This window comes from Pseudanabaena sp. CCNP1317 (assembly GCF_034931345.1).
Taxonomy (GTDB): Bacteria; Cyanobacteriota; Cyanobacteriia; order Pseudanabaenales; family Pseudanabaenaceae; genus Pseudanabaena; species Pseudanabaena galeata.
The window spans coordinates 12,649-39,243 of record NZ_JAYGIF010000158.1 but is presented as its reverse complement, the minus strand read 5'-3'; the positions used below and the strand labels follow the sequence as shown (position 1 = coordinate 39,243).

The 26,595-nt window shown below is 42.9% G+C and carries 24 protein-coding genes; 15 read left to right on the top strand and 9 right to left on the bottom strand.

Annotation, left to right across the window (positions count from 1 at the left end; genetic code table 11):
- The first annotated feature begins 108 nt into the window (after positions 1 to 108).
- The 4 genes from VB775_RS24920 (at position 109) to VB775_RS24905 (ending at position 1,470) form a co-directional block, all read left to right on the top strand.
- Positions 109 to 579: a hypothetical protein gene (locus VB775_RS24920; RefSeq protein WP_281006808.1), complete on the top strand. Its 471-nt coding sequence runs from the start codon at positions 109 to 111 to the stop codon at positions 577 to 579.
- A gap of 223 nt (positions 580 to 802) precedes the next feature.
- A complete protein-coding gene (locus VB775_RS24915; protein WP_281006807.1) occupies positions 803 to 1,105 on the top strand; it encodes a nucleotidyltransferase family protein in 303 nt (100 codons plus the stop codon).
- Positions 1,098 to 1,328: a hypothetical protein gene (locus VB775_RS24910; RefSeq protein WP_281006806.1), complete on the top strand. Its 231-nt coding sequence runs from the start codon at positions 1,098 to 1,100 to the stop codon at positions 1,326 to 1,328. Before VB775_RS24915 ends, VB775_RS24910 begins: the two co-directional genes overlap by 8 nt.
- Positions 1,306 to 1,470: a DUF86 domain-containing protein gene (locus tag VB775_RS24905; RefSeq protein WP_281006805.1), complete on the top strand. Its 165-nt coding sequence runs from the start codon at positions 1,306 to 1,308 to the stop codon at positions 1,468 to 1,470. The genes VB775_RS24910 and VB775_RS24905 overlap by 23 nt, the downstream gene beginning before the upstream one ends.
- Before the next feature lie 84 nt (positions 1,471 to 1,554).
- On the opposite strand, the gene VB775_RS24900 is transcribed toward VB775_RS24905, so the two are convergent.
- Together VB775_RS24900 and VB775_RS24895 are read right to left on the bottom strand one after the other, a co-directional pair.
- Positions 1,555 to 2,001 carry a DUF29 domain-containing protein gene (locus VB775_RS24900; protein ID WP_281006804.1) on the bottom strand — a complete coding sequence of 149 codons (447 nt, stop codon included), beginning with the start codon at positions 1,999 to 2,001 and terminating at the stop codon, positions 1,555 to 1,557.
- A 324-nt stretch (positions 2,002 to 2,325) separates the two neighbouring features.
- Positions 2,326 to 3,225, bottom strand: a complete 900-nt coding sequence (locus VB775_RS24895; RefSeq protein WP_281006803.1) for a M48 family metallopeptidase — start codon at positions 3,223 to 3,225, stop codon at positions 2,326 to 2,328.
- A gap of 361 nt (positions 3,226 to 3,586) precedes the next feature.
- Between VB775_RS24895 and nadA the strand changes: the two genes are divergently transcribed.
- Positions 3,587 to 4,570, top strand: a complete 984-nt coding sequence (gene nadA, locus VB775_RS24890) for a quinolinate synthase NadA (protein ID WP_281006802.1) — start codon at positions 3,587 to 3,589, stop codon at positions 4,568 to 4,570.
- 33 nt (positions 4,571 to 4,603) lie between these two features.
- Here the strand turns inward: nadA and VB775_RS24885 are convergent, their stop codons facing one another.
- Both VB775_RS24885 and ubiE read right to left on the bottom strand, forming a co-directional pair.
- On the bottom strand, positions 4,604 to 4,777 hold the full coding sequence (locus VB775_RS24885; protein WP_281006801.1) for a hypothetical protein: 174 nt from the start codon (positions 4,775 to 4,777) through the stop codon (positions 4,604 to 4,606).
- 140 nt (positions 4,778 to 4,917) lie between these two features.
- Positions 4,918 to 5,625, bottom strand: a complete 708-nt coding sequence (gene ubiE, locus VB775_RS24880) for a bifunctional demethylmenaquinone methyltransferase/2-methoxy-6-polyprenyl-1,4-benzoquinol methylase UbiE (protein WP_281006800.1) — start codon at positions 5,623 to 5,625, stop codon at positions 4,918 to 4,920.
- A 169-nt stretch (positions 5,626 to 5,794) separates the two neighbouring features.
- On the opposite strand from ubiE, the gene VB775_RS24875 reads away from it, so the two are divergent.
- The 6 genes from VB775_RS24875 (at position 5,795) to VB775_RS24850 (ending at position 12,244) form a co-directional block, all read left to right on the top strand.
- Positions 5,795 to 6,397: a hypothetical protein gene (locus VB775_RS24875; protein WP_281006799.1), complete on the top strand. Its 603-nt coding sequence runs from the start codon at positions 5,795 to 5,797 to the stop codon at positions 6,395 to 6,397.
- A gap of 65 nt (positions 6,398 to 6,462) precedes the next feature.
- Entirely contained in the window at positions 6,463 to 7,266 is an 804-nt protein-coding gene (locus VB775_RS24870) for a hypothetical protein (protein WP_281006798.1), read from the top strand.
- 63 nt (positions 7,267 to 7,329) lie between these two features.
- On the top strand, positions 7,330 to 8,988 hold the full coding sequence (locus tag VB775_RS24865) for an HD-GYP domain-containing protein (RefSeq protein ID WP_407072939.1): 1,659 nt from the start codon (positions 7,330 to 7,332) through the stop codon (positions 8,986 to 8,988).
- Between the two features lie 262 nt (positions 8,989 to 9,250).
- Entirely contained in the window at positions 9,251 to 9,991 is a 741-nt protein-coding gene (locus VB775_RS24860) for a hypothetical protein (RefSeq protein ID WP_281006796.1), read from the top strand.
- A 67-nt stretch (positions 9,992 to 10,058) separates the two neighbouring features.
- Positions 10,059 to 11,696 (top strand): AAA family ATPase, encoded by a 1,638-nt coding sequence (locus VB775_RS24855; protein ID WP_281006795.1) that lies wholly within the window; start codon positions 10,059 to 10,061, stop codon positions 11,694 to 11,696.
- Positions 11,693 to 12,244, top strand: a complete 552-nt coding sequence (locus VB775_RS24850) for a DUF3038 domain-containing protein (RefSeq protein ID WP_094530336.1) — start codon at positions 11,693 to 11,695, stop codon at positions 12,242 to 12,244. The genes VB775_RS24855 and VB775_RS24850 overlap by 4 nt, the downstream gene beginning before the upstream one ends.
- Positions 12,245 to 12,281: 37 nt before the next feature.
- Here VB775_RS24850 and VB775_RS24845 read toward each other — a convergent pair whose 3' ends face one another.
- Positions 12,282 to 14,822: an EAL and GGDEF domain-containing protein gene (locus tag VB775_RS24845; protein WP_281006794.1), complete on the bottom strand. Its 2,541-nt coding sequence runs from the start codon at positions 14,820 to 14,822 to the stop codon at positions 12,282 to 12,284.
- A gap of 41 nt (positions 14,823 to 14,863) precedes the next feature.
- Between VB775_RS24845 and VB775_RS24840 the strand changes: the two genes are divergently transcribed.
- A complete protein-coding gene (locus tag VB775_RS24840; RefSeq protein ID WP_323217054.1) occupies positions 14,864 to 14,986 on the top strand; it encodes a hypothetical protein in 123 nt (40 codons plus the stop codon).
- 18 nt (positions 14,987 to 15,004) lie between these two features.
- On the opposite strand, the gene VB775_RS24835 is transcribed toward VB775_RS24840, so the two are convergent.
- Entirely contained in the window at positions 15,005 to 15,775 is a 771-nt protein-coding gene (locus VB775_RS24835; RefSeq protein WP_281006793.1) for a sirohydrochlorin chelatase, read from the bottom strand.
- 384 nt (positions 15,776 to 16,159) lie between these two features.
- On the opposite strand from VB775_RS24835, the gene hflX reads away from it, so the two are divergent.
- From hflX to VB775_RS24820, 3 genes are all read left to right on the top strand, one after another.
- Positions 16,160 to 17,830, top strand: a complete 1,671-nt coding sequence (gene hflX, locus VB775_RS24830) for a GTPase HflX (protein WP_407073003.1) — start codon at positions 16,160 to 16,162, stop codon at positions 17,828 to 17,830.
- A gap of 126 nt (positions 17,831 to 17,956) precedes the next feature.
- Positions 17,957 to 18,523, top strand: a complete 567-nt coding sequence (gene def, locus VB775_RS24825) for a peptide deformylase (RefSeq protein WP_281006792.1) — start codon at positions 17,957 to 17,959, stop codon at positions 18,521 to 18,523.
- Between the two features lie 58 nt (positions 18,524 to 18,581).
- A complete protein-coding gene (locus VB775_RS24820) occupies positions 18,582 to 18,941 on the top strand; it encodes a cupin domain-containing protein (RefSeq protein ID WP_281006791.1) in 360 nt (119 codons plus the stop codon).
- 287 nt (positions 18,942 to 19,228) lie between these two features.
- Here VB775_RS24820 and VB775_RS24815 read toward each other — a convergent pair whose 3' ends face one another.
- The 3 genes from VB775_RS24815 to psaA form a co-directional block, all read right to left on the bottom strand.
- Positions 19,229 to 21,283, bottom strand: a complete 2,055-nt coding sequence (locus VB775_RS24815) for an FAD-dependent oxidoreductase (protein WP_281006790.1) — start codon at positions 21,281 to 21,283, stop codon at positions 19,229 to 19,231.
- Positions 21,284 to 21,876: 593 nt separating this feature from the next.
- A complete protein-coding gene (psaB, locus tag VB775_RS24810; protein WP_281006789.1) occupies positions 21,877 to 24,105 on the bottom strand; it encodes a photosystem I core protein PsaB in 2,229 nt (742 codons plus the stop codon).
- 25 nt (positions 24,106 to 24,130) lie between these two features.
- Entirely contained in the window at positions 24,131 to 26,383 is a 2,253-nt protein-coding gene (psaA, locus tag VB775_RS24805; RefSeq protein ID WP_281006788.1) for a photosystem I core protein PsaA, read from the bottom strand.
- Between the last annotated feature and the right edge of the window lie 212 nt (positions 26,384 to 26,595).

Below are 26,595 nucleotides of genomic sequence, written 5' to 3'. Positions count from 1 at the left end.
CGATCTTTGCTTCTTGATTACACTCTGTCATGAGAAAATACATCTATTATTATTCTGAAGAGCCTAATTCTAATAGCTTTTAGGCTCTTTTTCTTGTTCTCGTTCCCCTTGTCATGCATAATTCAGGCTAGATTAAGTATTGCTCAACTCGCAGGCAATGATCCGACAACACTTAATCGCTGGGCTTATCAGATTAGTTTTATAAATATAGGAGCAAGACCTGTAACTATTACTTATTTTGAGTGGCATCATAAATCACATCCATTAGGAAGACTTCAAAGGAAAATAACATTTCCTCATATGGATAGAAGGTTTTCTCTCTTATGTACAAAACTTCCAGCCAAGCTAACTGATGGAGAACAAGGTCAGGTGTTTCATCCTATAGATTTCTTTAAAAGTATAGATAACAGTGATGAGTTTTTATTTGCAAAGAATGCGATTATAGCCTTCTACAGAATAAACACATTCAATATTTTTCTAACAACAAGTGTTGGAGAGACAAAAAAAGTTAAAATTGCGAGAGGAATAAGGAATGAAATGTGGAAGCAATACAAAGGGATTTCTACTATTCCAATGTAATATGTACGAGATTAATGAAAAACTTTACTAATGGGGTGATCGCTATACTTTAACTTTTGATGACTGTTTGTGAGGATTGGATAGGCGATCGCAGTTTGATTTACATTTTAGAGCGCTGGTTGTGGTGATTGGATAGGCGATCGCTGGTTATGGAGATGAATAGGCGATCGCTGGTTATGGTACAATAGAAGTCCATTATCTCTTCCCGAAAAAGGTACTAGTAATGATTGTACATTCATTAGATAAAGAGAGTATATTGAGCGAGTTAAGCGCCCTAAAAGAAGACTTGACTACTCGTTATGAAGTCAACAAAATTGGTGTTTTCGGATCGGTCGCAAGAAATGAAGCAAATGAGAATAGTGACATTGATATTGTCGTAGATATGAAGCCAAATATCTTAAAGCGAGTTAACTTAAAAATTGAATTAGAAAAAAGATTTGGTAGAAAAGTTGATGTGATTCGATATTGGTACGGAATGAATAAGCATCTAAAAGCGCGAATTGATCGTGAGGCTGTATATGCATGATCGCTTAATGCTTTTAGAATTATTTTTAGAAATTCAAGAAGGAATTAGAAGGATTGAACGCCGTTTTTCTGGGATCGACACAGCGTATGATTTTATTCGTAATGACGATGGACTAGATCGCCTTGATGCGATCGCGATGATGTTAGTTGCGATTGGTGAAAACACACAGAAACTTGATAAATTAATCAATCCGAAATTATTTGAGCAACATCCTAAATATTGATTGGGAGGGGATTAAGGGATTAAGAAATATACTTGCTCACAATTACTTTAGTATTGATGCTGAAGAAACCTATCGGTTGTGTTTTAACGAAATAGAACCTTTCAAAATTGCTATAGAACAACTCCGTAATGGTTCTTTTTAATATAAAAATAGGCGATCGCTGTTTGTTGAGCATGGATAGGCGATCACTGGTTGATTGATTTTTTGAGGGGCGATCGCCTATTTATCAAACATCTACACCAATAGGAAAACTGTCATCAAAAACTTGAGCAATCGCATAAGGACATTCTTTTGATAAATCCTTGTAATCAAATGGAGTTTCTCGCACTACTAGATCCAAAGCCGACTCATAACCATCTGTCATTGCTTCATCCAAATAAGACTTCAAGCTAGGATTTTTTCTAATTAATTTTTTGATTTCGCGGCGTTGTTCCCTAATTGTTGCTCGCCAACTCTTACCACGCAAATTCGGCTGCAAATCCCACTTGAGTAAATGCCCTAGCAAAACTGCCAAACGATTTTCCAACTCAGCCCTTTTCTGATTACCCAAAGATTCAATCTCTTCCGCTAAATTCTCTAAATCTAAACTATCCAACTTACCTAATCGCAAACTCTTGACCTGTTCAACTGTCCAGTTATAAAAATCAGATTCATAAAGTACTGTTGATGTCATGATACTCACCGTATTAGTTTAGGCTAGGAATTGATATAAATCCTCTTGTAATTATATAGCAATCCTAAATGGGTTGAGAGATTGCGCCCCGAAGGGGCGCAATCTCTCAACTCTCCAAATCTTACAAATTCTGAATTATTTGCTTGAAGCGATCGTCTTGGTTTAATTTTTGAAAGATAGGCGATCGCTGGTTGGTTAGTTTTTTTTGAGGGGCGATCACTGGTTATGGAGATGGATATGCGATCTCGTTGTCCTTTTGGATGGATGATTTCAAAAACAAAAGAGACCGCACAATATGCGGTCTCTTTTGTTTTTGATTATGATTTAACGGAAGCGCGATCGCCAAATTCTTTGATATTCACTATCATTCAAACCACCTGAAGTATTTAAGTTATTAGCTTGAATGGATTGATTAAGTGCAGCAATACGTTCTCCAGTTGCAGGGTGAGTACTCAAGAAAGTGGGAGCGCCACCACCACGGGAACTAGCTAGTTTTTGCATAAAGGCTGGCATCGCTCTTGCAGCAAAACCTGCTCTTGTAATATTGAGTAAACCTCGTCGATCAGCATCAAATTCCGCTTCACGGCTATTGGGCAACCGCAAGGCGAGATTAACACCAATCCCAACTAAGCGATCATCACCAACACCCGCAATTGTGGCAATCCCTTGAGCGATCGCCATTTGTCTCATTTGCTCTAGCGCATGACGACCTGAGATATGCCCCATTTCATGACCGATGACACTGGCTAGTTGAGCGACATTATCCGCAGCAGCGATCGTGCCAGTATTGATGTAAACAAATCCGCCCATAGTCGCGAAGGCATTGAGATTGTTATCATCAACAACACGAAAAGTATAGGGGATATTTGGGCGATCGCTAGTGGGTACTAAAATTTGTCCTAGGCGGCTCACCAAGGCATTAGCCGCAGGATCGCGACTGATGCGGACTTCCTGTTGAATCTGCCGATCAATTTGTTGACCTAGAGAAACTTCCTCATTGTCGCCAATACTAGAAAGCTGAATAATTTGAATAGCGGATGGCAGCACCCGAAACAGGTCAGATAAGTTAAAGGCTTTAACCGCAAAAGGATTAAGAGTAACTGCTAACAATACAGACATCAGCAAAGCGATCGCAAATTTCCAGTAATGCTGAAGTCTGTTAACCATTGATGCGACAACTTTCTGACTAACTAAATTTGATAACTTAGCGATCGATATTTTCATATTTATAATTACCTCAAGCTTTACTGGTCTGATGTTTATCTACTGTGAACAATATTTAGGCTAGATCCCCACTAGAGCCACCACCACAAAAATTAGAGCGCTGATTTAACAATAACGATATGCAGTAAGAATTGCTATTGTCACTATTTTATTGAATAACGTTGACGAAAAACCTATAGAAAAAGTTGCGAAAAATTAATCTCCATAGAAAGAGGATGGCGGCGCGATGCGCCACCATTCTCTTTTATGTTTTATTTCTTTCGTTTGACAGATATATTTTTGGTGATTTCTACTATAATTACATATAGGAAATGAATAATTTTCACTATTACTCACTATTTTTATTTTTGTGAGGCAACCTGTGTTTCTCGCCGCCCCCAAACCTGAACAACTTGATCGCCAAGTTATCAATAATTCCATTCCCATCGACCTATTCAAGGCGATCGCTGATCTTAAAAAAGACTTAAATGCAGTGATTTTGGCGCATTATTACCAAGATCCTGATCTACAAGACATTGCCGATTATATCGGTGACTCCCTCGGACTGTCACAAGCCGCCGCCAATTGCCAAGCAGATGTGATCGTGTTTCTGGGCGTGCATTTCATGGCTGAAACTGCCAAAATCTTGAATCCTCATAAATTGGTATTACTGCCCGATCTTGACGCTGGTTGCTCCCTTGCCGATAGTTGTCCCCCCGATCGCTTTGCCCAGTTTAAAGCTGATCACCCCGATCATTTGGTAATTTCCTACATAAATTGCTCCGCCGAAAGCAAAGCCCTCAGCGATATTATCTGTACTAGCGCGAATGCGGTAGCGATCGTCAATCAAATTCCCAAAGATCAGCCAATTATTTTTGCCCCCGATCGCAACCTTGGACGCTATGTGATCGAGCAAACAGGACGCGAGATGTTGTTATGGGATGGGGCTTGCATGGTTCATGAAATTTTTTCTGAACGCAAATTAGTGGAACTCAAGCTAAGTTATCCCAATGCGGAAATCATTGCCCATCCTGAATGTGAAGCTAATGTATTACGACATGCGGATTTTATCGGCTCGACAACGGGCTTATTAAAGTATGTCCAACAGAGCGATCGTCAAGAATTTATCGTGGTTACGGAGTCGGGGGTGATTCATCAAATGCAAAAAGCCACACCATTTAAAAAGTTTATTCCTGCTCCCCCCAATAGCAATTGTGCTTGCAATGAATGTCCCTATATGCGTCTGAACACCTTGGAGAAGGTCTATCTGACAATGAAGAATCGTTCTCCTGAAATAATTCTCAATGAGCAAATTCGGCAAGCCGCACTGAAACCCATGCAAAGGATGCTAGAAATGTCTGTTTAAAAAAGAGAATCGGCGCTTTGCGCCGATTCTTTTTTATTTATAAAGAGTGATATTTTCTTTGATCGCAAACTGTTTATATTGTCGATGATTGATCATTAAGTCATCTAAGAGTTTCTGGACTAGGTTCCAGTCAGCAAAACCATACTTAGTTTCAGCAATAATTTGTTGACGGAGAGTTCTAATTTTCTCAAGATTGGCTTGTGTCATATTTCCATCTCTTTTTCCCGATGCTTTTAAATCTACAGCTAGTGATATCTAAAGTTTGGTATCACAGGATTCAAAAAACGAGATAAATATGGGGATCATGATATAAAAACCAAAAATAGAGGCGGCGCAAAGCGCCGCCTCTATTTTTGTAAAACTAATATTCCCATCATGCCATTGGCGATCGCGTAATGTTTTGCCTGACTAAATCCTGCGGCTTTAGCTAGTTTGACCTGCTCCGAACCAATGGGAAATCTTGCCAAACTTGGTGCAATGTAAGCATATTCATCGGTCATCTCAAAGCGATCAGCTAGTGGCACAACCACCTGCGCCAAATAAAAATCTTGAAAGGTTTGCATCAAGCGATCACTAGGACGATGAAAATCTAAAATCGCTACCTTTGATCCATTTTGCAAAACACGATGTAACTCAGATAGACATTGAGGAATACTCGCCACATTTCGCAAACCATAGGCTAAGGTGGCTCCATTAAAACTATTGTCAGCAAAGGGTAGATGCAAAACATTACCCTGTTGCCATGTCAGACATTTTTGAATTTTGGGAGAGTAGTTTTTGGCTTTATCGGCAGCGATCGCTAATAGCTCCTTAGAAAAGTCCACACCGATTACTTGACCAGTGGGAGCAACTTTCTGAGCAACTAGAGCCGTCATATCACCCGATCCACAGCAAAGATCCAACCATTTTTCACCCTGTTGTGGTTCACACCAACGCAAAGCCATTTTTTTCCAAATCCGATGCTGACCTAAGCTGAGCAGATCATTAAAGCGATCGTAAACTGGCGCAATGCGATCGAAAATCTGTTGAATATCAGTTTCCGAAGGTTGAGACATGGTGTTACCTAAAATCTAAAACTTAGCCATGATGTATGTAAGTGCAACACCCATATACACCATTGCTAAGCATAATCGCTGAAGAGATCAATAGGCATGAGTTTTATCATCATGCAACAATGTAATACTAGTACTACTAGATATTGGCATTAGAATATTTGCCTTAACTATGCAAAAACTTTGGTCTAGTAAAAGCAAGCGATCGCAGCCATTGCCTCCAGAAGATGAAGATCCATCTTCTCCAGAAACAGAGATCTTAGAGACAGAAGATACTACTACTTCTGAGCAGGGTCGTTTGAAATATTTCTCAAAGCTGCTAAAGACACCTTGGCAAAAGCAAGTTTCTTGGTCTTGGTTATTTTTGCTTTGTGGAGTAGGCGGAGTTGTCTTAACCACCATATTTGGATTGCAATATCTCACAGCTCCTGAAGCAACTCCCGATAGTAACCTTGCGTGTAAATCCAAAATCAGCGGAGAATGGCAAACCCCCTTTGGCAAGTTAACTTTGCGAGAAGAAAGCGAAAATCTAGTTTCAGGGAAATATGAGTATGCCAATTTTGAGCGTGGCAAAATTACGGGTGAACTAACAGGTACATTGAGCAATAATATCGTTACCTTCGACTGGACGGAAACTCCCAAACAGCAACCAAAACAACAGGGGAAAGGAATTCTGGTCTTCGGGGAAGGATGCAAAGAATTTTATGGCAGCTATGGCACTGGTGAAAGCACCAACAATTTTGGCAACTGGCAAGGCTCGCGATTGACAAAATAATCCTTTTTAAATCAGGTGGATGGGGCAGATTTGCGCCATCCACCACATAATCTGTATTTTTTGCTATGACTAACTCTCCTTATCTTCTGCTTGTCGAAACTAGCGTCATTATTGACACTGATCCCCATACTTGGCAGGCGATCGCAAAATTAGGTGAATGTCTTTTGCCAGAAGTTGTAGCTCTCGAAATTAAAAATATTGCTAATGGCAAAGCTGAAGGTAACGAGGCTGTTGCCAAACAATTCCAAAACTTGTCTGGACTCAAGTGGCCAATTACAGATCTCACTGACAAACATGATGACTTAGTAGTTAGGGCTACCCAAAATCTAAGTCGTAAGGCAAAATTAATGATTAACGTTGCTCAAAGTGCAGTGGGAGTCGCTAATGCTCATCCACAAAAATGTGTGGTTTTAATTTCCGATGAAATATTCTTACGCGATCGCATCGCCAAGCTAGAACACAAAAATCTCTGTGCTATTCCCTCTGCGATCGCCCGTCAATGGTCTAGAACCAATCAAGCCCCACCAATTGTGCATCAGTCTATCGAATATTTACAAAAACAAATATCTCAACCAATTAATCAATCCTTACATCAAACCGATACTATAGGTTTAACTACTTCTAGCTTAAAAAACAGCCCTGAACAAAAGATAAAAGATAATCACGAGAATCCACAAAAAAAATCAAACTATAGACAAATTGCGATAAGTCTTGTGAAATTTGGTCTGACAACAACTTTTTTAGCTACGATCTTATTGTTTGGATGGCGGCTAGCTCAGCCCCAACAATTTCAACAGTTCTGGAAAAAAACTGGTTTGCCACCTTTACCACAAATATTGGTTCAACCCACTCAACCCAAGCAAAATTGACAAAGTTATTCCCTCATGACATTTCCAAAAAAAAGACACTGTTGACAAATAGGGACGCAAAATATGGACATGGGCGATACTAAAACAGAATCCTTTGAATTAATCGAAAAATTAAATGAGATTGGCATTGCCCTCTCGGCTGAGAAAAATACGCCCAAATTGCTAGAGATGATTTTAAGAGGAGCCAAGACAATCTTAAATGCTGATGGGGGAACACTGTATCTAGCAACTGAGGACAAAAAATACCTTCAGTTTGAAATTATCATGAATGACTCCCTCGGCATTATGATGGGAGCCAATCTAGGAGAGGCGATTCCCTTTGATCCTTTGCCACTCTACGATGAATTTGGGAAGCCGAACAATACAATGGTGGCGGCTCACTCTGCTCTACACAAAAAGACGATTAATATACCTGATGCCTATATTGCTGAAGGATTTGACTTTGCAGGGACTAGAACCTTTGACACAAAAACTGGCTACCGATCGCAGTCGTTTTTAACGCTGCCAATGCTCAATCACGAAAATGAGTTGATTGGGGTGCTGCAACTTATTAATGCCAAAAGTATTGACAATAAGATCATCGAGTTCTCGAAGGTAGCCCAACGTATCGGTGAATCCTTAGCATCTCAAGCCGCGATCGCTTTAACCAATAACAAACTAATTGGTCAGTTTCGAGAACTGTTCGAGTCATTTATCAATCTGATGTCTGAGGCGATCGATAAAAAATCGCCCTATAACGGCGCTCACTGCCGCCGTGTTCCCACTTTAACGATGATGATTGCCGATGCCGCTTGTCAAGCAGATTATGGCATTTTCAAGAATTTCAACTTAGATGATGATGAAAGGTACGAACTGAAAATAGCAGGATTACTGCATGATTGCGGAAAAGTTACAACACCTGTCCATGTAATTGATAAAGCAACAAAGCTAGAAACAATTTTTGATCGCATTCACTTAATCAATACTCGCTTTGAAGTACTGAAGCGCGATGCCGAAATTATTTTTCTCAATCAAAAAATAGCAGCGATCGAGTCGGGCAATCTCAGTATTATTCCTGAACTAGAAGATGCATTTCAGCAGAAACTTGCCCAATATTCTAGCGATCAAGATTTTCTCCGCATTTGTAATATTGGTGGTGAGTTTATGCGTGATGAATATAAGGAGCGCCTGCAAATAATTGCCACCTATCGCTGGAATGATCCCCAAGGTGTCGAAACGAATTTCTTAACGGAAAATGAAGTATACAACCTGAATATTTCTAGAGGAACCCTTACTGCGGAAGAACGCAAAATTATTAATGATCACATCGTAGTCACGATTGAGATGCTGGAGCAGCTCCCCTATCCCCGCAATCTCCGTCGTGTCCCCGAATATGCTGGTGGTCACCATGAACGGATGGATGGCAAAGGCTATCCGAAGGGATTAACCCGCGAACAAATGTCTTTACCTGCAAGAATGATGGGAATTGCAGATATTTTTGAAGCCCTCAGCGCGAAGGATCGCCCCTATAAAAAAGGTAAAACTTTGACTGAATGCCTGCAAATCCTCGGTAACATGAAAATCAATAACCATATTGATCCCGATGTCTTCGATCTCTTTGTTAGCGAAAAAGTCTATATGCGCTATGCCAATGAATATCTTGATCCCGATCAGATTGATGAAGTCGATGAAAATAAGATTCCAGGTTATACGCCACCTTTTGCTTACTTTTTCGATACTTAGACTTGATATAGCTGTTGCCTAAAAGTCAAGTGACGTTTCCAAACGTTGCCACTTGCGTGCTAATACTTGTACTGACAGCTATACTCATTGGAAAACCACCATAATACCAATTCACGAAAGTCTACCAATACTTTTGCAAATTAAAAACTAAACCCAGTAAAGATTTTAAAAGCTAAAAATGGCGTTGCCATTTTTAGCTTTGGTATAAGATATTCTGTGTTTTACAGATTATTTCCACAAAAAATTGATTTTGTACCTATTTATGTTCGCTCAGTTTCGCGCTCAATATCCCCAAGGTCGTATCCAAACAGAGATGCTACCAAAAATAGATGGTCTTCATGCTTTTAGAGCGATCGTTTCTGAAGGAGATGCGATCATGGGTACGGCTACGGCTGTCGATAGCGATCTTGAAATCGCTGAAGATCGGGCTGTAAAACGCGCCCTCGCGATCGCAGGGCTAGCCTTTGACAATGGATTTGATAATAACTATGGCAACTATGGGGGGCGATCGCCGATGCTCACCCAAGTATCACGAGAGCCATCCACGATCACCTCATTACCATCGGCAAACTTTAATACGTTAGGCAGTTTGGGAGCTAGTAATCTCTCTACTAGTGATTCGCATCCCGTGACCCATACTACACAAACCATTCACGCTGAGTCAGCCATAGACTATACCAGTGAGTATGGAGGGAATGAGCATCTACCCGAAGCTGATGTAGCTTTATCTTCATTACCTCATGCAACTGATGCACCAATGAGCAAGCCTTCATCGCCTCAAATCTCGCCTGAGCCTGTGGATTTATCAGATGCAATTTCTAAAATTGATGTGGAGATGGAGCGTCTAAGTTGGACAAAAACACAGGGACGTGATTATTTGGTAAGGACTTTTGATAAAAAGTCGCGTCAGCAATTAACTAATGACGAGTTATTACAATTTCTCAGTCATTTAAAATCGCTACCAACCCCACATCGACAGGTAGCAAATGACGATTTCTTCTAAAATTAGCTATTAAAAATCGCTATCAAAACTTGCTAAGTGAGTTTTTGCAAATCCAAGGCATCTGTGAATGAAATCTCTCAACTTTAAAGAAGAACTTAGTCTCCTGATCCGCGCCAAATGCCCGATTATTTATGTCGTGACATGGGAAGAAGAGCGTGCTGAAAAGGCGATCGCTCAAGTTGCTCAGGAATGTGGACCACCGCGCCAAACCCTTTATTATGATTTGGTGCGTGGTTTTGAGCATAATCAGGAAGGCAAAAACAATTTGCTGCAAGCTTTGCAAATTGTTGAAAACAGCGATCGCCAAACGGCGACTATTTATATATTTCGCGATTTGCATCGCCGCTTAGCATCGCAGCGACTGGATGAGATTTTAGTGCGCCAACTTCGCAATCTCTATCGGAGTTTTCGCAATTCCCGTAAGACTTTGATTTTGTTGAGTCCTTTACTAGAGATGCCATCGGAACTCGAAGAACAGGTTGCCGTACTCTATTTCCCATTACCTGAAACTACGGAAATTCGCCATATTATCGAGCAGATGATTCCGCCTGAACAGTTGCGAATGGAAGGGAATAGCCTTGAACAACTGATCAAAGCTTGTATGGGCATGACCCGCGATCGCATCTGTCACACCCTCTCTAAGTCAATAGTACAGAAGCATTTTCTCAATGAATCAGATATTGATCGGGTTTTAGTTGAGAAGCAAAAAAGAATTCGTCAAACCGAATTTTTAGAATTTTTTACCCCCAATGAAACCCTTGATAGTATTGGGGGATTAGATAATTTCAAGCTGTGGCTGATGCAACGTCAGCAAGCCTTTTCCGATGAAGCTAGAGCATTTGGATTGCCGAATCCACGGGGGGTTTTGCTGCTGGGTATTCAAGGAACAGGGAAAAGTCTCTGTGCCAAGGCGATCGCCAATCTTTGGCGGCTCCCATTACTACGATTGGATGTTGGGCGCTTGTTTGGTAGCCTTGTGGGGCAGTCTGAGAGCCGCACTCGTCAAACTATTCAGCTAGCGGAAGCCCTTGCACCTTGCATTCTCTGGATTGATGAAATTGACAAGGCTTTTGGAGGTATTTCCAATAGCATGGGCGATTCGGGAACTAGCCAGCGCGTATTAGGAACATTACTCACATGGATGCAGGAGAAATCGAGTCCTGTATTTGTGGTTGCCACAGCCAATAATATCCATGCATTGCCCCCTGAACTGTTACGCAAAGGGAGATTTGATGAATTGTTCTTTATTAATCTACCTACCTATGAAGAGCGCAAGGAGATCTTCTTACTCCATTTGAAACGTTTTCGTCCAATGGAATTACGCAGTTTTGATATCGATCAAATGGCAGCCATTTCTAAGGAGTTTAGTGGTGCGGAAATCGAACAGGCGATCGTTGAAGGCATGTATCGCGCTTTCCATGAACAACGGGATGTGAGTACTGAAGATATTTTAGGAGCGATCAAGGAAACCTATCCCTTGGCTAGTACTGCGAGGGAGCAGATTAGCTTTATGCAAGCATGGGCGACCCAAGGTAGGGCAAGAAGTGCTTCTCGTGGTGAAGTAATTGATATCACAAGTGATAAATTAAGCGATATTAGTGTAGTTGACAAGGCAACTAAAGCCTTAGTCGAGAAGTCAAGAGGTAAGCATCGTCCTTTACCTTTACCCCCTTTGCCACAAATTAAATCCAGCTCTGACTCATGACATCCCAACCTGCGCCATCCTTTGATAATCCAGATTTGCCTCAGTTGCAGGCGATCAAGGCGCATTTGGATTTAGTGCTGCTGTCTTTAGAAGCATTAACGGGGCTTGGCTCCGATGAAATGCTTGCCGTTGCCGAGAAATTGGGCTTAGAAGAGATTTTAAGCGATCGCATTACGCTGTGGCGCTTACGTCAGGCTAGCCCCTTACGCAAGGGCAAGGGACGCAAGAAACTGGATGTGGATGAGGCGAGAGCGATGACTTTAATCAGTTGCACTTTGGCGGCTCAGCAACAATTTGCAATCCGTAACGCAGTTGCTCAGTTAGAGAAAAGCACGGCTCTAAAGCGTGCGCCTCATCGCGAACCAATTTTGGGTGATTATCTCGATCGCTTTAATAGTTTGTATCAAGAGCGGATGGCTGAGGAGGAACAGGCTAAACCCGATGAAATCCAACGCTTAGCTTTAAAACTATTAATAGATTTATTATTTTATAGCTCCCAAATCGGATCGCGTCGTTTGTGGGTAGCCTTATTTGAGCGATCGCACTGAGCGCTTTGCACCGTAGATACCATTTTGTTTATCGAACTCACGTTATTTTATGGGCTTGTAACAATAAAGTCGCTTCAGGCGCAGGCACAGGGCGGCTAAATAGATAACCCTGCACCGCGTCACAATTATGCGAGCGCAAAAATTCCAATTGCTCTTTACGCTCTACACCTTCGGCGATCGCCTTGAGATTAAGATTATGAGCCATCGCAATAATTGCGGATGTAATGGCGGCATCATCCTTATTTTGAGGAGTTTCGCGAATAAAACTAGCATCAATTTTGACCTTACTCACAGGCAAGAGTCTTAAATAACTCAATGAAGAATAACCAGTGCCGAAATCATCAATCGATACCCTCATGCCTCGTGATTGTAATTGCTTCAGCATCGCAATTGTTGTATTTTGGTCTTGCATTACCAAGCTTTCGGTAATTTCCAATTCTAAATATTGCGGTTCTAGATCTGTTTCTACTAGAATTTGCATAATGCGATCGCAAAGATCGGCAACTTGAAATTGTTTTGCAGAGAAATTTACAGCCATCCGAATCGGTGGTAAGCCTTCTCTTTGCCAAGTGCGATTTTGGGTGCATGCTGTTCGCAATACCCATTCGCCCAAGCGGACAATCAAGCCATGCTCTTCCGCCGCAGGGATAAACTGATTGGGAGGAACCCATCCTAATTCAGGATGTAGCCAACGTACTAAAGCCTCCATACAATCAATCTCACCTGTAACCAGATTAATTTGTGGTTGATAGAACACCTGAAACTCTGCGCGATCGAGAGCTTGGCGAATTCCATTCTCGATCGCTACATATTCCTTCACTTTTGCACCGATCGCATGGTTGTAGAGTTGATAATGATTACGACCACGCTCTTTAGCGCGAAACATAGCTGTATCAGCATTTTTCATCAAAGTCTCTTCATCCATACCATCATTGGGAAAAAGACTAATACCGATACTCGTACCAATATAAAGAGCCATTTCTTCAACAAAGAAAGGACTTTCAAAGGATTGTAAAATTAGTTGGGCAAATTGCTGAATTGACTCTACACTCTGCAATTCAGGCACAAAGATCATAAACTCATCTCCACCCATCCTTGCTAAAAAAGTACTTTCAATCATGCACTCATTTAACCTTTTAGCAACTTCAATTAGCAGGCGATCGCCTGCGGCATGTCCCATGGTGTCGTTTACTAACTTAAAGCGATCTAAATCCAAAAACAGCACTGCTAGTAATGGTGGAATTACTTTGATTTCAGTGAAGTTATTTTGATCGAGATAGATTTGGAGTTGTACTGAAGCGTTGACTAAAGCCGTTGATAGGCGATCGCGAAACAACACGCGATTCGGTAAATTTGTTAAAGAATCATGAAAAGCAAGATGTTCAATTTCCGCTTTAGCCCGTTTACTTGCCGTAATATCTTCAACTGTTCCTTCAAAATAGAGAATATGACCAGCAATATCATAAATCGCATGGACATTTTCCGAAGTCCAAATAATGGAGCCATCTTTACGATAAATTTCAGACTCAAAAAATTTAACTTCCTCTTGTGCTTCCAAAAGTTTGATTAATTCCAAACGGCGCTGAGAATCGATATACAGTTGCTCTTTGATATCAGTAAGATTAGCAATCAAATCTTCAGGAGAATCATATCCATAGATTTTGGCAAGCATTGGATTTGACATCAAGAACCTACCATCAACAGTTGATTGAAAAATCCCTTCAATTGCATTCTCAAAAATACTACGATACTTAGCTTCAGCACGTTTGAGGGCTTCTTCAGCCTGCATTTTTTGGGTAATATCGTTGATCAAAATCAGTTCGCATTTATGATTTTGATAGTCAAGGGTGTGGGCTGAAACTTCGACAAATATCTGTGTACCATCTTTTTTGCGATGTCTCCATACTTCAGGCACGCTAAATCCTAGGGATACCTTGGAGAGAGCCTCCAAAAGCATCGGAATATCTTCGGCAGGACGAATATCCTGTAAAGTCATGGACAGAAATTCCTCTTCGCTAAAGCCATAGTGATTTATGGCCGCCTGATTCACTGCCAAAAACTTTAATGTTGCGAGATCATAAATCCACATCGGATTGGGGTTGTTCTCAAATAGATAGCGAGTTCGGTTCTCAACATCTTGCTTGTTCTTCGCTGTCTGTTCCCAATCAGTAATATCTTCAAATCGATTCACAAAGTGAGGTTCCTTAGAGCCTCCAATATCAAGATCAGTACTTTGAAGCACTTGGACGATTTGACCGTCTTCGCGAATATAACGCACATTGATATAGCAATGATCGATTTCTCCCGATAGTAATCTCTCCTTGAGAAAATAATACGCAGACAAATCATCAGGGTGACAAATCTGCTGATACCTAAGCTGACAGACTTGCTCAGCGCTGTATCCTAATAAATCACAAAAAGATACGCTAATCCCCCCAATTTGATCAGCTAGAGTTGTTTCAAAAATACCAACTGTACTATTTTCAATACATTTAGCAATTCGCATTAAGTTTTTAAGACGCTCTTGTTTAAGAATGTCTTGATATATGGGATTAAGATTTTGATATCTTTCAGCCAACTTTTTTTACCTTGTCGGTCTTAGTGAAATTGCAGTTTTCTATGCCAAAACAAAAAACGGCTAGGTCTTTTTATGTTTTGAAGGCTCTTATAGGAATTGCCAAAAGTGTGGCGACACTTTTGGCAATTCCTATTACATCGGTGATTCAGCTTTCAATCTTATAACAATCTGCCTAACGTCAGCTACATGAATTTCAATGCTAAATCTACAATCTGCTCATTCGATAATGGTACAGGTAACTGCTGAATCTGGATGCGATCGCGATAGGATTCTAGCTTATTGGCGATCGCTTCAGTAAGACCACCTTCAGTCAAAAAATATGGCAACATCTTAATTTTACGAATGCCCTGTGCTAATAAATTCTCGATTTGAGTTTCTATTTTTGGTTCAACTCCCCAATAAGCGGCGATCGCCTGACTCTGGGCTGCTAAGTCCTCAACTACCTGATTTGCCCCAAACCTACGACTACCATGCGCCATGAGAATCCGCCCCTGTTTTTCTAAGCTGCTTTCGTCGCTATATTTCTCAAAGTGCTGCAATAGTAGACTCGGAATCTGCTTATCTGTACCTACATGAGCCTTAAGCCGAAATATTGACCGATCTGGGGATCTATCAGGAAATTTTTCTGCTAGTTTATCTGTTAACTTATTTTCCGCGATCGCTACTTGTTCGGGAATATCTTCGCTGACATGAACTCCTTCTAGCAAAAACAGAGGCAAAATCACAATTTCGGAAACCCCTGATGGGATCACCTCAGTTGCAAATTGGACTAATTGCTGCGATAAGTTGAGTTCCTGTCCTTCTAGACAACCACCGCTAATATAGCGATCGCTATAATCATTGCCATCAACATTTTTTCGCGATCGCGCTACGGCTACAAGATTTTGCAAAGCTAACCATGAACGGCGATCTCTACTGCCGTGGGTTACTAAAAAAAGCGCTGTAGCGTTCATAGTTCTGACTCAGTATAATTGTGATAGCTATCTTAGAACCCCTTTAAGAATTATCTAGATCCCCCCAGCCCCCCTTAAAAAGGCTACGGTGTACACACAAGTCATCAGCTATAGCGTGAGTTACTAATGATCCCCCTCAATCCCTCTTAAAAAGGGGGAAGAAGATAATTCTCCCCCCTTTTTAAGGGGGGCTGGGGGGCTCTAAACCATCAAACATAGACAGAGAGACTTGTGTGTACACGGTAGCTTAAAAAAGGAGGGAGAATTTAAATTCTTCCCCCTTTTTAAGGGGGATTGAGGGGGATCTCTTAGAGCTTTTGACCGCAAAAAGTGATTCTCAATTGGTTTCTTAGGCAGTTATCACAATTATACTGAGTAACGCATATCGAAACTATTTACGGAAAAACCCAAGGACTGAAGGCGCATCAATTAAAGCAATTAGATCGATTGTATCGATCGCGATTGCCTCAAGATAGCCTCACCACGCCTGAATTAGCTCAACGTCTTGCCGCAGTTAGTGCTGAGCTAAAGGAATCTATCTGCATATATATCAATAGGCGCGGACAGGTGATCCGCGTGGCGATCGGAACACCGAATCAAACCAAAATCCCACCCCTTGAATTGCCGCGCTATGGTAGCGATCGCCTCAGTGGATTGCGCTGTATTTGTGCCAGTCCTGATGCGCTGCCACCCAATCCCACGGACTTAACGGCGATGTTGATGCAGCGCCTTGATGCCTTGATAATTTTGCCAGTTAATCCCAAAGGCTATGCTGAGCGGGGATATTTGGCGCATTTATTACCAGCTACTGATACAGAACTGCCTGAACAGCAGAATGCTTGGCGGGTATCAACACCGATGACCATCGAGGCGCTATCCAAGCAAGATTTCTTAGAATTAGTAGAAGGGCTAGAAGAAGAATTTAGCCGCAACTTTGCAGGTCGAGCCACTGATGATGATCGCGATCGCGTAGTGCTAGTCGGGCTAATGCATCAAAAAGAAAAGTCTGACTCGATGCCTTTTACGATGATTGAACTTGGTCAACTTGTAGAAAGCGCAGGCGGTAAAGTGCTAGATGCTCTCTGGCAAAAACGCGAACGTCCCCATCCTCAAACCGTTCTCGGTGAAGGCAAAGTATTAGAACTCGCGATCGCTGCCCAAACTAAAGGTGCAAATTTGGTCGTATTTGATCGTGAACTCACGGCTTCCCAAACCCGCAATATCGAACGAATGATCGGTTTACGAGTTAGCGATCGCACCGAAGTAATTCTCGATATTTTTGCTCAACGCGCCCAGTCATCGGAAGGGAAGCTACAAGTTGAGCTAGCTCAGCTAGAATATCGGTTACCGCGCTTAGCTGGGCATGGGCAAGCCCTCTCTAGACTCGGCGGCGGTATAGGTACACGCGGCCCAGGTGAAACCAAATTAGAAACCGATCGCCGTGTGATCCAGAAGCGCATCACCTTCCTTCAGCAGCAGGTTAATCATCTGCAAGCACAGCGATCGCGCATTCGCCAAAAACGAGTTGATCAAGAAGTCCCCACCGTCGCGATCGTAGGCTATACCAACGCAGGCAAATCAACCTTACTTAATGCGATGACTAAAGCCGAGGTCTATGCTGCTGACAAGTTGTTCGCCACCCTCGACCCCACCACGCGCCGCCTCACGCTCACGGGAGAGAATGATCAAATGCACACGGTGCTACTCACCGACACCGTAGGATTCATTCACGAACTTCCTAAATCGCTGGTTGATGCCTTTCGTGCCACCCTTGAGGAAGTCTCAGAAGCCGATGTACTAGTGCATTTAGTGGATGCTTCTCATTCTGCTTGGGAAGATCAACTTAAATCGGTGGATAAAATCCTCAAAGATATGCCGATCGCCGTTGGTCCAATCCTGTTGGTTTTCAATAAAATCGATGCTGTTGAAGATCCCAAGGCAATCTTAGAGAAATATCCCGATGCGATCGCCATATCCGCACTTAAACGCCAAGGCTTTGAGCAGATGAGTAAGTCTTTGCTCAAACTCATCGAATATGCGATCGGTAAACTATAAAAGTTAACAGAATGGCGGCGCTTTGCGCCGCCATTCTGTCAAAGTACGTTAATTGTCGAACAAGCAATGCAATATGCCAAAATATAGGTAGTTAACTACAAGCTTATATTTACAAGCTGATCGGCAATGTCTGCAATTTCCATAAAAGTCCCTAAGCAAAAACTCAAAAATCCACCACTGCAAGTCCATACCCTAGGCGATCGCGTATTACGTCAGCCAGCTAAGCGCATTAGCAAAGTCAACGACGAGATTCGTCAGACTATTGTGGAAATGCTCCAGACCATGTATAGCAACGATGGCATCGGTCTGGCTGCACCACAGGTGGGGATTAACAAACAATTACTTGTCATTGATATTGAACTCAAGGATGAAAGTAAGCCGCCTTTAGTAATGATTAATCCTGAAGTGAAGTCTTCGGGTGGTGATCTTGTTACTGGCGAAGAAGGCTGTTTGAGCATTCCTGAAGTATTTCTTGATGTTGTGCGTCCCGATCGCATTGAAGTCTCTTATCGCGATGAAGATGGTAGACCGAAGCATCTTATTGCCGATGGATTGCTAGCAAGAGTAATTCAGCATGAAATGGATCACTTGAATGGGGTCTTGTTTGTTGATCGCGTCAAGAATCCGATCGCCCTCAATAAAGAATTAAGCGCCCACGGTTTTGCTACTAAGGATGTCCAAGCGATCAAGTAATTCTAGGGCGGCGCAAAGCGTCGCTCTATTGCTCAGAAAATTTATTTAAGATGTTTCAATGTTGATCCAAAAATTGCTGGATTGTCCAGAGTTCATCGCTGGCGATTCGACCATATTGCGCGAATTATTGCATCCTGACAAACAGGCGATTAACCTGCGTTATAGCCTAGCCCATGCCATTTTGCCTGTGGGCGAGACTTCGCAGCGACATTCTCTGACAACTTCTGAGGTGTATTACATTCTCAGTGGCAGAGGAGAAATGCACATTGATGAAGAGATTCGTGAGATCGAGTCTGGTGATGCAGTATATATTCCACCAGATGCTAAACAATTTCTCAAGAATATCGGTGATGAGCCAATTGTATTTATCTGTATCGTCGATCCTGCTTGGCGGAAAGAAGACGAAACCATTTATTAACTGATGTTACGTGGAACTCAGATAATGAATCTCTTGTTGCTAGCACGACAGGGCAACCACGGGGGGATTGCCCCTACCTCAAAATTTAGAGGTTACTGTAGGGGCTGTGCCCCCGTGCCAGCCCTAGACCTTTGCTATGACAGGAATTCCTTCCACGTAACATCAGTTATTAAAAGCAGCCATGCTTTGCATGGCTGTTTTTAATAACTGTCGCCAGTCTTGTTAGTAAATAAAACCAGAAGATGCGTGGCGGCGCGAAGCGCCGTTATTCGTCTTCTCGTTTTTATTTACCAAATCTTCCAATCACTCCAATTGAGATTAAAAATAGAAGTGTCTGGGAAAGCGATCGCATTATTATTTTTCACTAGCATTTGTTGTAATTGCGAAAGCTTAGGACTCACTCGCGGCAAATCTTCAACTAGTTGATAGGGAAGCATACCTTCGGCTAGTGCAAAGGATGCAGTTGTTGCAGCAGCGGCTCCCACTGACCACTCGTAGGAATGGACACGATAACCTGCGGCAACGATGTAACTAAAGGCGATGTTTTTACCAGACACGATCAGATTATCGACTTTTTGAGGAATTAGCGATCGCAAAGGAATTTGTCCTGGGAACGCTGGCCCGTGACCGTTACGAACTCCTGCTCTTTCTGTGTTACCAGCTTTTTCGACAGGATATTCGGTTAGGCAAGGATGGAAATCTAGATAATATTGAGCAATCCCGATCGCATCAGGATAAATCGTAGAACGAGTGCGGCGGGAAATCTTTTGCGGCTCAGTATTATTTCTAATGGCACTAGCTGACTCTAAACCTGCTAGTGCTTTCCATAAACTGCGATAGGTTTGCTCAGAGAGTTTCGTGCGATATAGTTCAGTACTAAAATCTACTTGTGATACATCGATTTCAGACATGCTGAAGCCTTCAGGATAACCGTAGGATGGACGACCGATGATTCTACGGGACTCGCGAATGTAGGGATATTTGGACAGTCCATGCGAAGTTCCCATTGGCGAATCGAAGCCAGTCAGCAAACGATGATTAGGGAAAGGCTTTTTCCAATCAGTTTTTTGCTGTGAGTCGGTTGTGCCTGCAACTAGCCAATAGTAAAAACCAAGGGCAATTTCTTCACCACTTTTGAGAGTTTCCGTTCTTAAACCTCCCATCCATCCATTTGGCTCCAATTGTCCCGATCGCAATAACTGCGCTCTCGAATAAATAAGATTATCTTTGTCAGTCCCTGGACGATAATCATTACCCCAAACCCAGTTCTGCATGGAGATATCACCTGCTTTCATGGGCGAAACCCCAAAGGCATTCTTTTTCGGATTTTCAGTGGCAGCGCTCCAAATACGGCGATAGGTAAAGATCGTATCAAAGTTAGCCAGATTAGGCTTAGGGTCAGAGCCGTAATAGGGCAAGTAGCGATCGTAAAAACTGGGCTTTTGCTGTGGTTGAGCCTCAGCAGTTTGCTCCATTGCAAAGGTATAGGTAAAGCCTTGTGTGCAGTATGGATCATTCTCGGTGACGGGCGATGATGGATTGAGGTGCGATCGCGGATCGATACCCAAACGATAAGGAACATCAGCTAAAGCAATAATTTCCCCTGTTTCCGTCGAATCAATCACAAACCAATCAGTAGGACGCTTTTCAGTACTGGCAAGCGGAATGAATCGAATAATTTGTTTGTTTAATCGTGATGAATTTTCGTAGCGATAAGCATCTTCAATGATTGATGAAAGTGGCTCAGTATTTAGCGGTGGTGTATTTGGTGCGGGACTATGTTGTATTGCGATCGCGCCATCAATCTGTTTCCCGTCAGGACTCATTTCCAACTTTTTAATTACTGTATTCGGGAACCATTTCAATTTGCCATTTCCCTTTTGTGCTACTTCCTGCAACATTCCCACTAATATTTTCTGAGCAGTATTGGGAATGAAACATGATACACTTACCCAACAATCTCCCGCGTTCAATTTGCCATAGTTCTGCTCAATCCTCTTCCGAAATTCTGTGTAACCTTGAGGGAAAAACCAGAGATTGCGCTGTTTTTTCGCTTCATCTAAAGCCGATGTACCTTGAGCAGTTATCTGTCCACCGACCCAATCCGTAATCTCAGTCATGCAAACAGTTCGTCCTGCTAGCAATCCTTCATAGGCGGCTGCTGTGCCTGCGACACCACCACCCACAATTAGAATTTCACATTCATCGCTGCGATGTGGGGCTTTAGGAATAACAGACTGGGCGATCGCCTGATCGGTAAGTGCTGCCGTTAAAGAGATTGAGCCAAATGCAAAAACAAAGCTCCTCAACTTAGATGCAAGATGTTGTGACAATTTTGACATGTGTTTATTGGTTTACTGATATCAGTAGAAATTAGTATTGAGCATTTTTAAATTAATTATCTCCATAATTAGCATCAGTTCTCATTATAAAAACCGATTTTTTGTTATATAGCAATGTAAGTTTTGCTTAGGACATAAAACCAAAAAGATGAGTGGCGGCGCTTCACGCCGTCACTTATCTTTTTAGTTTTGATTTGTCATATCTATCTCTTGCGTTGCTATAGCTATAGCCACCTGTATTAAGACAACTCAAAACCCAAATAGCGTGAGGCGGTGCGAAGCATTGCCTCACGCTATTTGGGTTTTATGTCCTAACAAGAATGGCGACAGCCATATATTTAACCTTTGGTGCTGAAAACACTAGAATCGTTTTCATGATGAGAGTTAATACCAATTCACGAAAGTGTAGCAACACTTTTGTGAATTGAAAACCAAACCCAGTAAGGGTTTTAAAAACAAAAAATGGCGTAGCCATTTTTTGTTTTGGTATAACTTAAAAATCTTACTGGGTTTGGATTTGATTGGTAATTTCTGTAATAAAAAACTCCCCCACGTTACCGTGAGGGAGTTTTTTATTAACTAGCAGTCTAGTATTAACCAAAAGCCGTTGAAGTAGACGCAATCAAGAATGCTGCATAGGTGACAATGTAGCCAATCGTGAAGTGAGCCAAGCCAACCAAACGAGCTTGAACGATGGAGAGAGCCACAGGCTTGTCTTTCCACTGAACCAAACTTGCAAGAGGAGTGCGTTGGTGCGCCCATACAAGGGTTTCGATCAATTCTTGCCAGTAACCACGCCAAGAGATCAAGAACATGAATCCAGTTGCCCAAACGAGGTGTCCAAAGAGGAACATCCAAGCCCAAACAGAGATATTGTTCATACCATAGGGATTATAGCCATTGATCAACTGTGCAGAGTTGAGCCATAGGTAGTCACGGAGCCAGCCCATGATTGTGACAGAGGATTCGTTGAACTGAGCAACGTTACCTTGCCATACACCGAGGTGTTTCCAGTGCCAGTAGAAGGTTGTCCAACCGATGGTATTCAACATCCAGAACATAGCGAGGTAGAAGGAATCCCATGCAGAGATATCACAAGTACCGCCACGACCAGGACCGTCGCAAGGGAAGCTGTAGCCAAAGTCTTTTTTGTCTGGCATGAGCTTAGAACCGCGAGCATCCAACGCGCCCTTAACCAAAATCAAGGTGGTGGTGTGTAGACCTAAAGCGATCGCATGGTGAACTAGGAAGTCGCCAGGACCAACGGTGAGGAACAAAGAGTTATCACCAGCGTTAATACCAGCCAACCAACCAGACAACCAAACGTTACCGCTATTTGGCCAAGCTGTTGCAGCAATGCTATCAGGGTTAGAAAGTAGGACATCAAATCCATACAATGCTTTACCGTGAGCAGCTTGAATCCATTGAGCGAAAACAGGCTCGATCAAGATTTGCTTTTCAGGAGTTCCAAAAGCTTGCATTACGTCATTGTGGACGTAGATGCCAAGGGTGTGGAAGCCTAAGAACAAGGAAACCCAACTTAAGTGAGAAATTAGAGCTTCCTTATGCTCAAGCATCCGTGCAAGAACGTTATTCTTGTTAGCCTCAGGATCGTAGTCACGAACGAAGAAGATCGCACCGTGAGCAAATGCACCAACCATCAAGAAGCCAGCAATGTATTGGTGATGAGTATACAAAGCAGCCTGTGTGGTGAAGTCTTTAGCAATGAATGCATACGAAGGCATTGAGTACATGTGCTGAGCAACCAAGGAAGTTACAACACCCAAGCAAGCCAAATGCCAACCAAGTTGGAAATGAAGCGAGTTATTGTAAGTGTCATACATACCCTTGTGACCTTCACCGATCATGCCACCAAAAGGAGTACCTTTAGGAGGATTGTGGGCTTCCATGATGGTCTTCATGCTGTGACCGATGCCAAAGTTGGTACGGTACATGTGACCAGCAACGATGAACAGAACCGCGATCGCCAAGTGGTGATGCGCGATATCAGTCATCCAAAGAGATTCAGTTTGAGGATGGAAACCACCAAGGAAGGTCAGGATTGCAGTACCAGCACCTTGAGATGTACCAAACACATGCCCTGCGGTATCGGGATCCTGAGCATATACGCCCCAGTTGCCAGTGAAGAAAGGTGCAAGACCAGCTGGATGAGGAGGAACGCTCAAGAAGTTATCCCAACCGACATGGATACCGCGAGATTCAGGAATCGCAACGTGAACCATGTGACCAGTCCATGCCAAGGAGCTAGCTCCGAACAAACCAGCCAAGTGGTGGTTTAGACGAGACTCAGCATTCTTGAACCAAGAAAGGCTAGGACGGAAGCTGGGCTGAAGGTGCAACCAACCTGCAAATAGCAAGACGGCGGCAAAAACTAGCATCCAGATTGCGCCAGTGAATAGTTCAGCGTTGGTACGCATACCGATGGTGTACCACCAATGGTAAACACCCGAATAAGCGATGTTTACGGGGCCAGCAGCATCAGTTTGAGTGAATGCTTCAACAGCCGCTTTACCGAAATGAGGGTCCCAAATCGCATGGGCGATCGGACGTGTAGTGAGAGGATTTTGAATCCATTGCTCGAAGTTACCCTGCCACGCTACGTGAAACAGGTTGCCAGATGTCCACAGGAAGATGATTGCCAGATGTCCGAAGTGAGAAGCAAAAATCTTTTGGTAAAGACTTTCTTCGGTAACACCATCGTGACTTTCAAAATCGTTCGCTGTGGCGATCGCATACCAGATCCGACGGGTTGTTGGATCCTGTGCGAGAGCCTGGCTAAACTTAGGAAATTTCGTTGCCATAATTACTTCAATTTCTCCGTTAATATTAGCCAAGTGCACCGTAACGGGCTAGGAAGAATGCCCAAGTTGTGGCAATTCCACCTAATAGGTAGTGAGCTAGACCCACTGCACGACCTTGAGTAATGCTCAAAGCGCGAGGAGAAATAGCAGGAGCAACGTTGAGCTTGTTGTGAGCCCAAACGATTGACTCGATCAATTCTTGCCAGTAGCCACGACCACTGAACAGGAACATGAGGCTAAATGCCCAGATGAAGTGAGCGCCTAAGAAGATCAAACCGTAAGCCGACAATGCCGAGCCGTAGGATTGGATTACGTTAGAAGCTTGCGCCCACAAGAAGTCACGCAACCAGCCATTGATGGTCAATGCACTCTGTGCAAAGTTACCACCAGCCATATTGGTGATTGTGCCGCTTGCATCAACAGTACCGAAAATGTCGGACTGCATTTTCCAAGAGAAGTGGAAGATGACAACGGAAATACAGTTGTACATCCAGAAAAGACCTAGGAATACGTGATCCCATGCCGAAACTTGACATGTACCGCCACGACCAGGACCGTCGCAAGGGAAGCGGAAGCCGAGTTCAGCTTTGTCTGGAATTAAGCGAGAGCTACGCGCATAAAGCACGCCTTTCAACAAAATTAAGACAGTAACGTGAATGGTGAATGCATGGATGTGGTGAACCAAGAAGTCAGCCGTACCAAGAGCCATGTGTGCAACTGCAACTTTACCGCCGACAACGAGGGTTTCACCACCGAAGATGGGGCTAACACTAGCGCCTGCATAAGGAGCAGTTGTACCAGCAGCAGCAGCATGAATACCTTGAATCCAATTAGCGAATACAGGCTTCAACTGAATTGCAGTGTCAGAGAACATGTCTTGAGGACGACCCAACGCACGCATGGTGTCGTTGTGGATGTAGAGACCAAAGCTGTGGAAGCCAAGGAATATACATACCCAGTTGAGATGAGAAATAATTGCATCACGATGACGAAGCACGCGATCAAGCAAGTTGTTTACATTCTTAGCAGGATCGTAATCACGAACCATGAAGATACCAGCGTGAGCAGCACCACCACAGATCAAGAAGCCGCCAATCCACATGTGATGTGTAAATAGTGAAACTTGAGTTGCGTAGTCAGTAGCAATGTAGGGATAAGCAGGCATTGCATACATGTGTTGTGCAACGATGATGCTCAAAGAACCCATCAAAGCTAAGTTCCAAGATAACTGAGCGTGCCAAGAGGTTGTGAAGATTTCATACAAGCCCTTGTGACCTTCTCCAGTTAGAGGTCCCTTGTGAGCTTCAAGCATTTCCTTCATGCTGTGACCGATACCCCAGTTGGTGCGGTACATATGACCAGCGATGATGAAAAGTGTAGCGATCGCAAGGTGATGGTGAGCTTGGTCAGTCAACCACAAAGCACCAGTTTGAGGATTCAAACCACCCTTAAAGGTCAAGAAGTCCGCATAAACGCCCCAGTTCAAGGAAAAGAAAGGAGTCAAACCTTGAGCAAAGCTTGGGAAAATATCCGACATTAAGGAAGGATTAAGAATGAACTCATGGGGTGCAGGTATCTGAGTCGCAGCTACGCCTTTGTCAAGGTAATAGTTGACAGGAATCGATACGTGGATCTGATGACCAGCCCAACCAAGAGAACCTAAACCGAGCAAACCAGCCAAGTGGTGGTTCATCATCGATTCAGCATTCTTAAACCACTCAAGTTTAGGAGCTGCCTTGTGGTAGTGAAACCAACCAGCGAAGAACATCAAACCTGCCATCACCAAACCGCCAATTGCGGTGCAGAGGAGTTGATACTCGGTAGTGATACCAGATGCTCTCCAAAGGTGGAACAAACCAGAAGTGATTTGAATACCTTGGAAACCGCCGCCAACATCGCCATTCAAGATATCTTGTCCGACAACATTCCAGACCACTTGGGCGCTGGGTTTGATGTTGACTGGATCGGCAAGCCAACCAGTGTAGTTAGAGAATTTTGCTCCGTGGTAATACATACCACTGAGCCAGATAAAGATAATACCTAGGTGCCCAAAGTGAGCGGAGAAGATCTTACGGGCAGTATCTTCTTCGGTTGTGAAACTGTCAAAGTCATGCACATTGGCATGAAGATCCCAAATCCATGTGGTGGTTTTTGGTCCCTTCTTAAGGGTGCGATCGAAGTGACCAGGTTGTCCCCACTTCTCGAAGGAAGTAGGTACTACATCACGATCAACCGATACCTTTACCTCTGTGTCTGGCTTTTGAGGAGTCATTGTCATGAAAATTTTCCTCTCTCAGACTGTTAAGACAAAGTAGATTAAACGATTAGGCTAGTTCTCTCATAGTGCTGAATCTATGAATGAGATAAGTACTGCTTTAACAAGAGAACCTAAGCCACGATGTCGTAATTATAGATTTACGTTTGTGTCGCTCTAGAGTCTTTGTAACAATTGTTTAGAATGTCTCAAATCAGCTCAATCCTTGACTCTGC

Excerpts from the sequence above, each read along its gene's own strand:
- VB775_RS24915 (WP_281006807.1), top strand. The coding sequence starts at position 803 with ATGATTGTACATTCATTAGATAAAGAGAGTATATTGAGCGAGTTAAGC.
- VB775_RS24910 (WP_281006806.1), top strand. The coding sequence starts at position 1,098 with ATGCATGATCGCTTAATGCTTTTAGAATTATTTTTAGAAATTCAAGAA.
- VB775_RS24900 (WP_281006804.1), bottom strand. The coding sequence starts at position 2,001 with ATGACATCAACAGTACTTTATGAATCTGATTTTTATAACTGGACAGTT.
- VB775_RS24895 (WP_281006803.1), bottom strand. The coding sequence starts at position 3,225 with ATGAAAATATCGATCGCTAAGTTATCAAATTTAGTTAGTCAGAAAGTT.
- VB775_RS24885 (WP_281006801.1), bottom strand. The coding sequence starts at position 4,777 with ATGACACAAGCCAATCTTGAGAAAATTAGAACTCTCCGTCAACAAATT.
- ubiE (WP_281006800.1), bottom strand. The coding sequence starts at position 5,625 with ATGTCTCAACCTTCGGAAACTGATATTCAACAGATTTTCGATCGCATT.
- VB775_RS24875 (WP_281006799.1), top strand. The coding sequence starts at position 5,795 with ATGCAAAAACTTTGGTCTAGTAAAAGCAAGCGATCGCAGCCATTGCCT.
- VB775_RS24870 (WP_281006798.1), top strand. The coding sequence starts at position 6,463 with ATGACTAACTCTCCTTATCTTCTGCTTGTCGAAACTAGCGTCATTATT.
- VB775_RS24865 (WP_407072939.1), top strand. The coding sequence starts at position 7,330 with ATGGACATGGGCGATACTAAAACAGAATCCTTTGAATTAATCGAAAAA.
- VB775_RS24860 (WP_281006796.1), top strand. The coding sequence starts at position 9,251 with ATGTTCGCTCAGTTTCGCGCTCAATATCCCCAAGGTCGTATCCAAACA.
- VB775_RS24855 (WP_281006795.1), top strand. The coding sequence starts at position 10,059 with ATGAAATCTCTCAACTTTAAAGAAGAACTTAGTCTCCTGATCCGCGCC.
- VB775_RS24850 (WP_094530336.1), top strand. The coding sequence starts at position 11,693 with ATGACATCCCAACCTGCGCCATCCTTTGATAATCCAGATTTGCCTCAG.
- VB775_RS24840 (WP_323217054.1), top strand. The coding sequence starts at position 14,864 with ATGCCAAAACAAAAAACGGCTAGGTCTTTTTATGTTTTGAAGGCTCTT.
- VB775_RS24835 (WP_281006793.1), bottom strand. The coding sequence starts at position 15,775 with ATGAACGCTACAGCGCTTTTTTTAGTAACCCACGGCAGTAGAGATCGC.
- def (WP_281006792.1), top strand. The coding sequence starts at position 17,957 with ATGTCTGCAATTTCCATAAAAGTCCCTAAGCAAAAACTCAAAAATCCA.
- VB775_RS24820 (WP_281006791.1), top strand. The coding sequence starts at position 18,582 with ATGTTGATCCAAAAATTGCTGGATTGTCCAGAGTTCATCGCTGGCGAT.
- VB775_RS24815 (WP_281006790.1), bottom strand. The coding sequence starts at position 21,283 with ATGTCAAAATTGTCACAACATCTTGCATCTAAGTTGAGGAGCTTTGTT.
- psaB (WP_281006789.1), bottom strand. The coding sequence starts at position 24,105 with ATGGCAACGAAATTTCCTAAGTTTAGCCAGGCTCTCGCACAGGATCCA.
- psaA (WP_281006788.1), bottom strand. The coding sequence starts at position 26,383 with ATGACAATGACTCCTCAAAAGCCAGACACAGAGGTAAAGGTATCGGTT.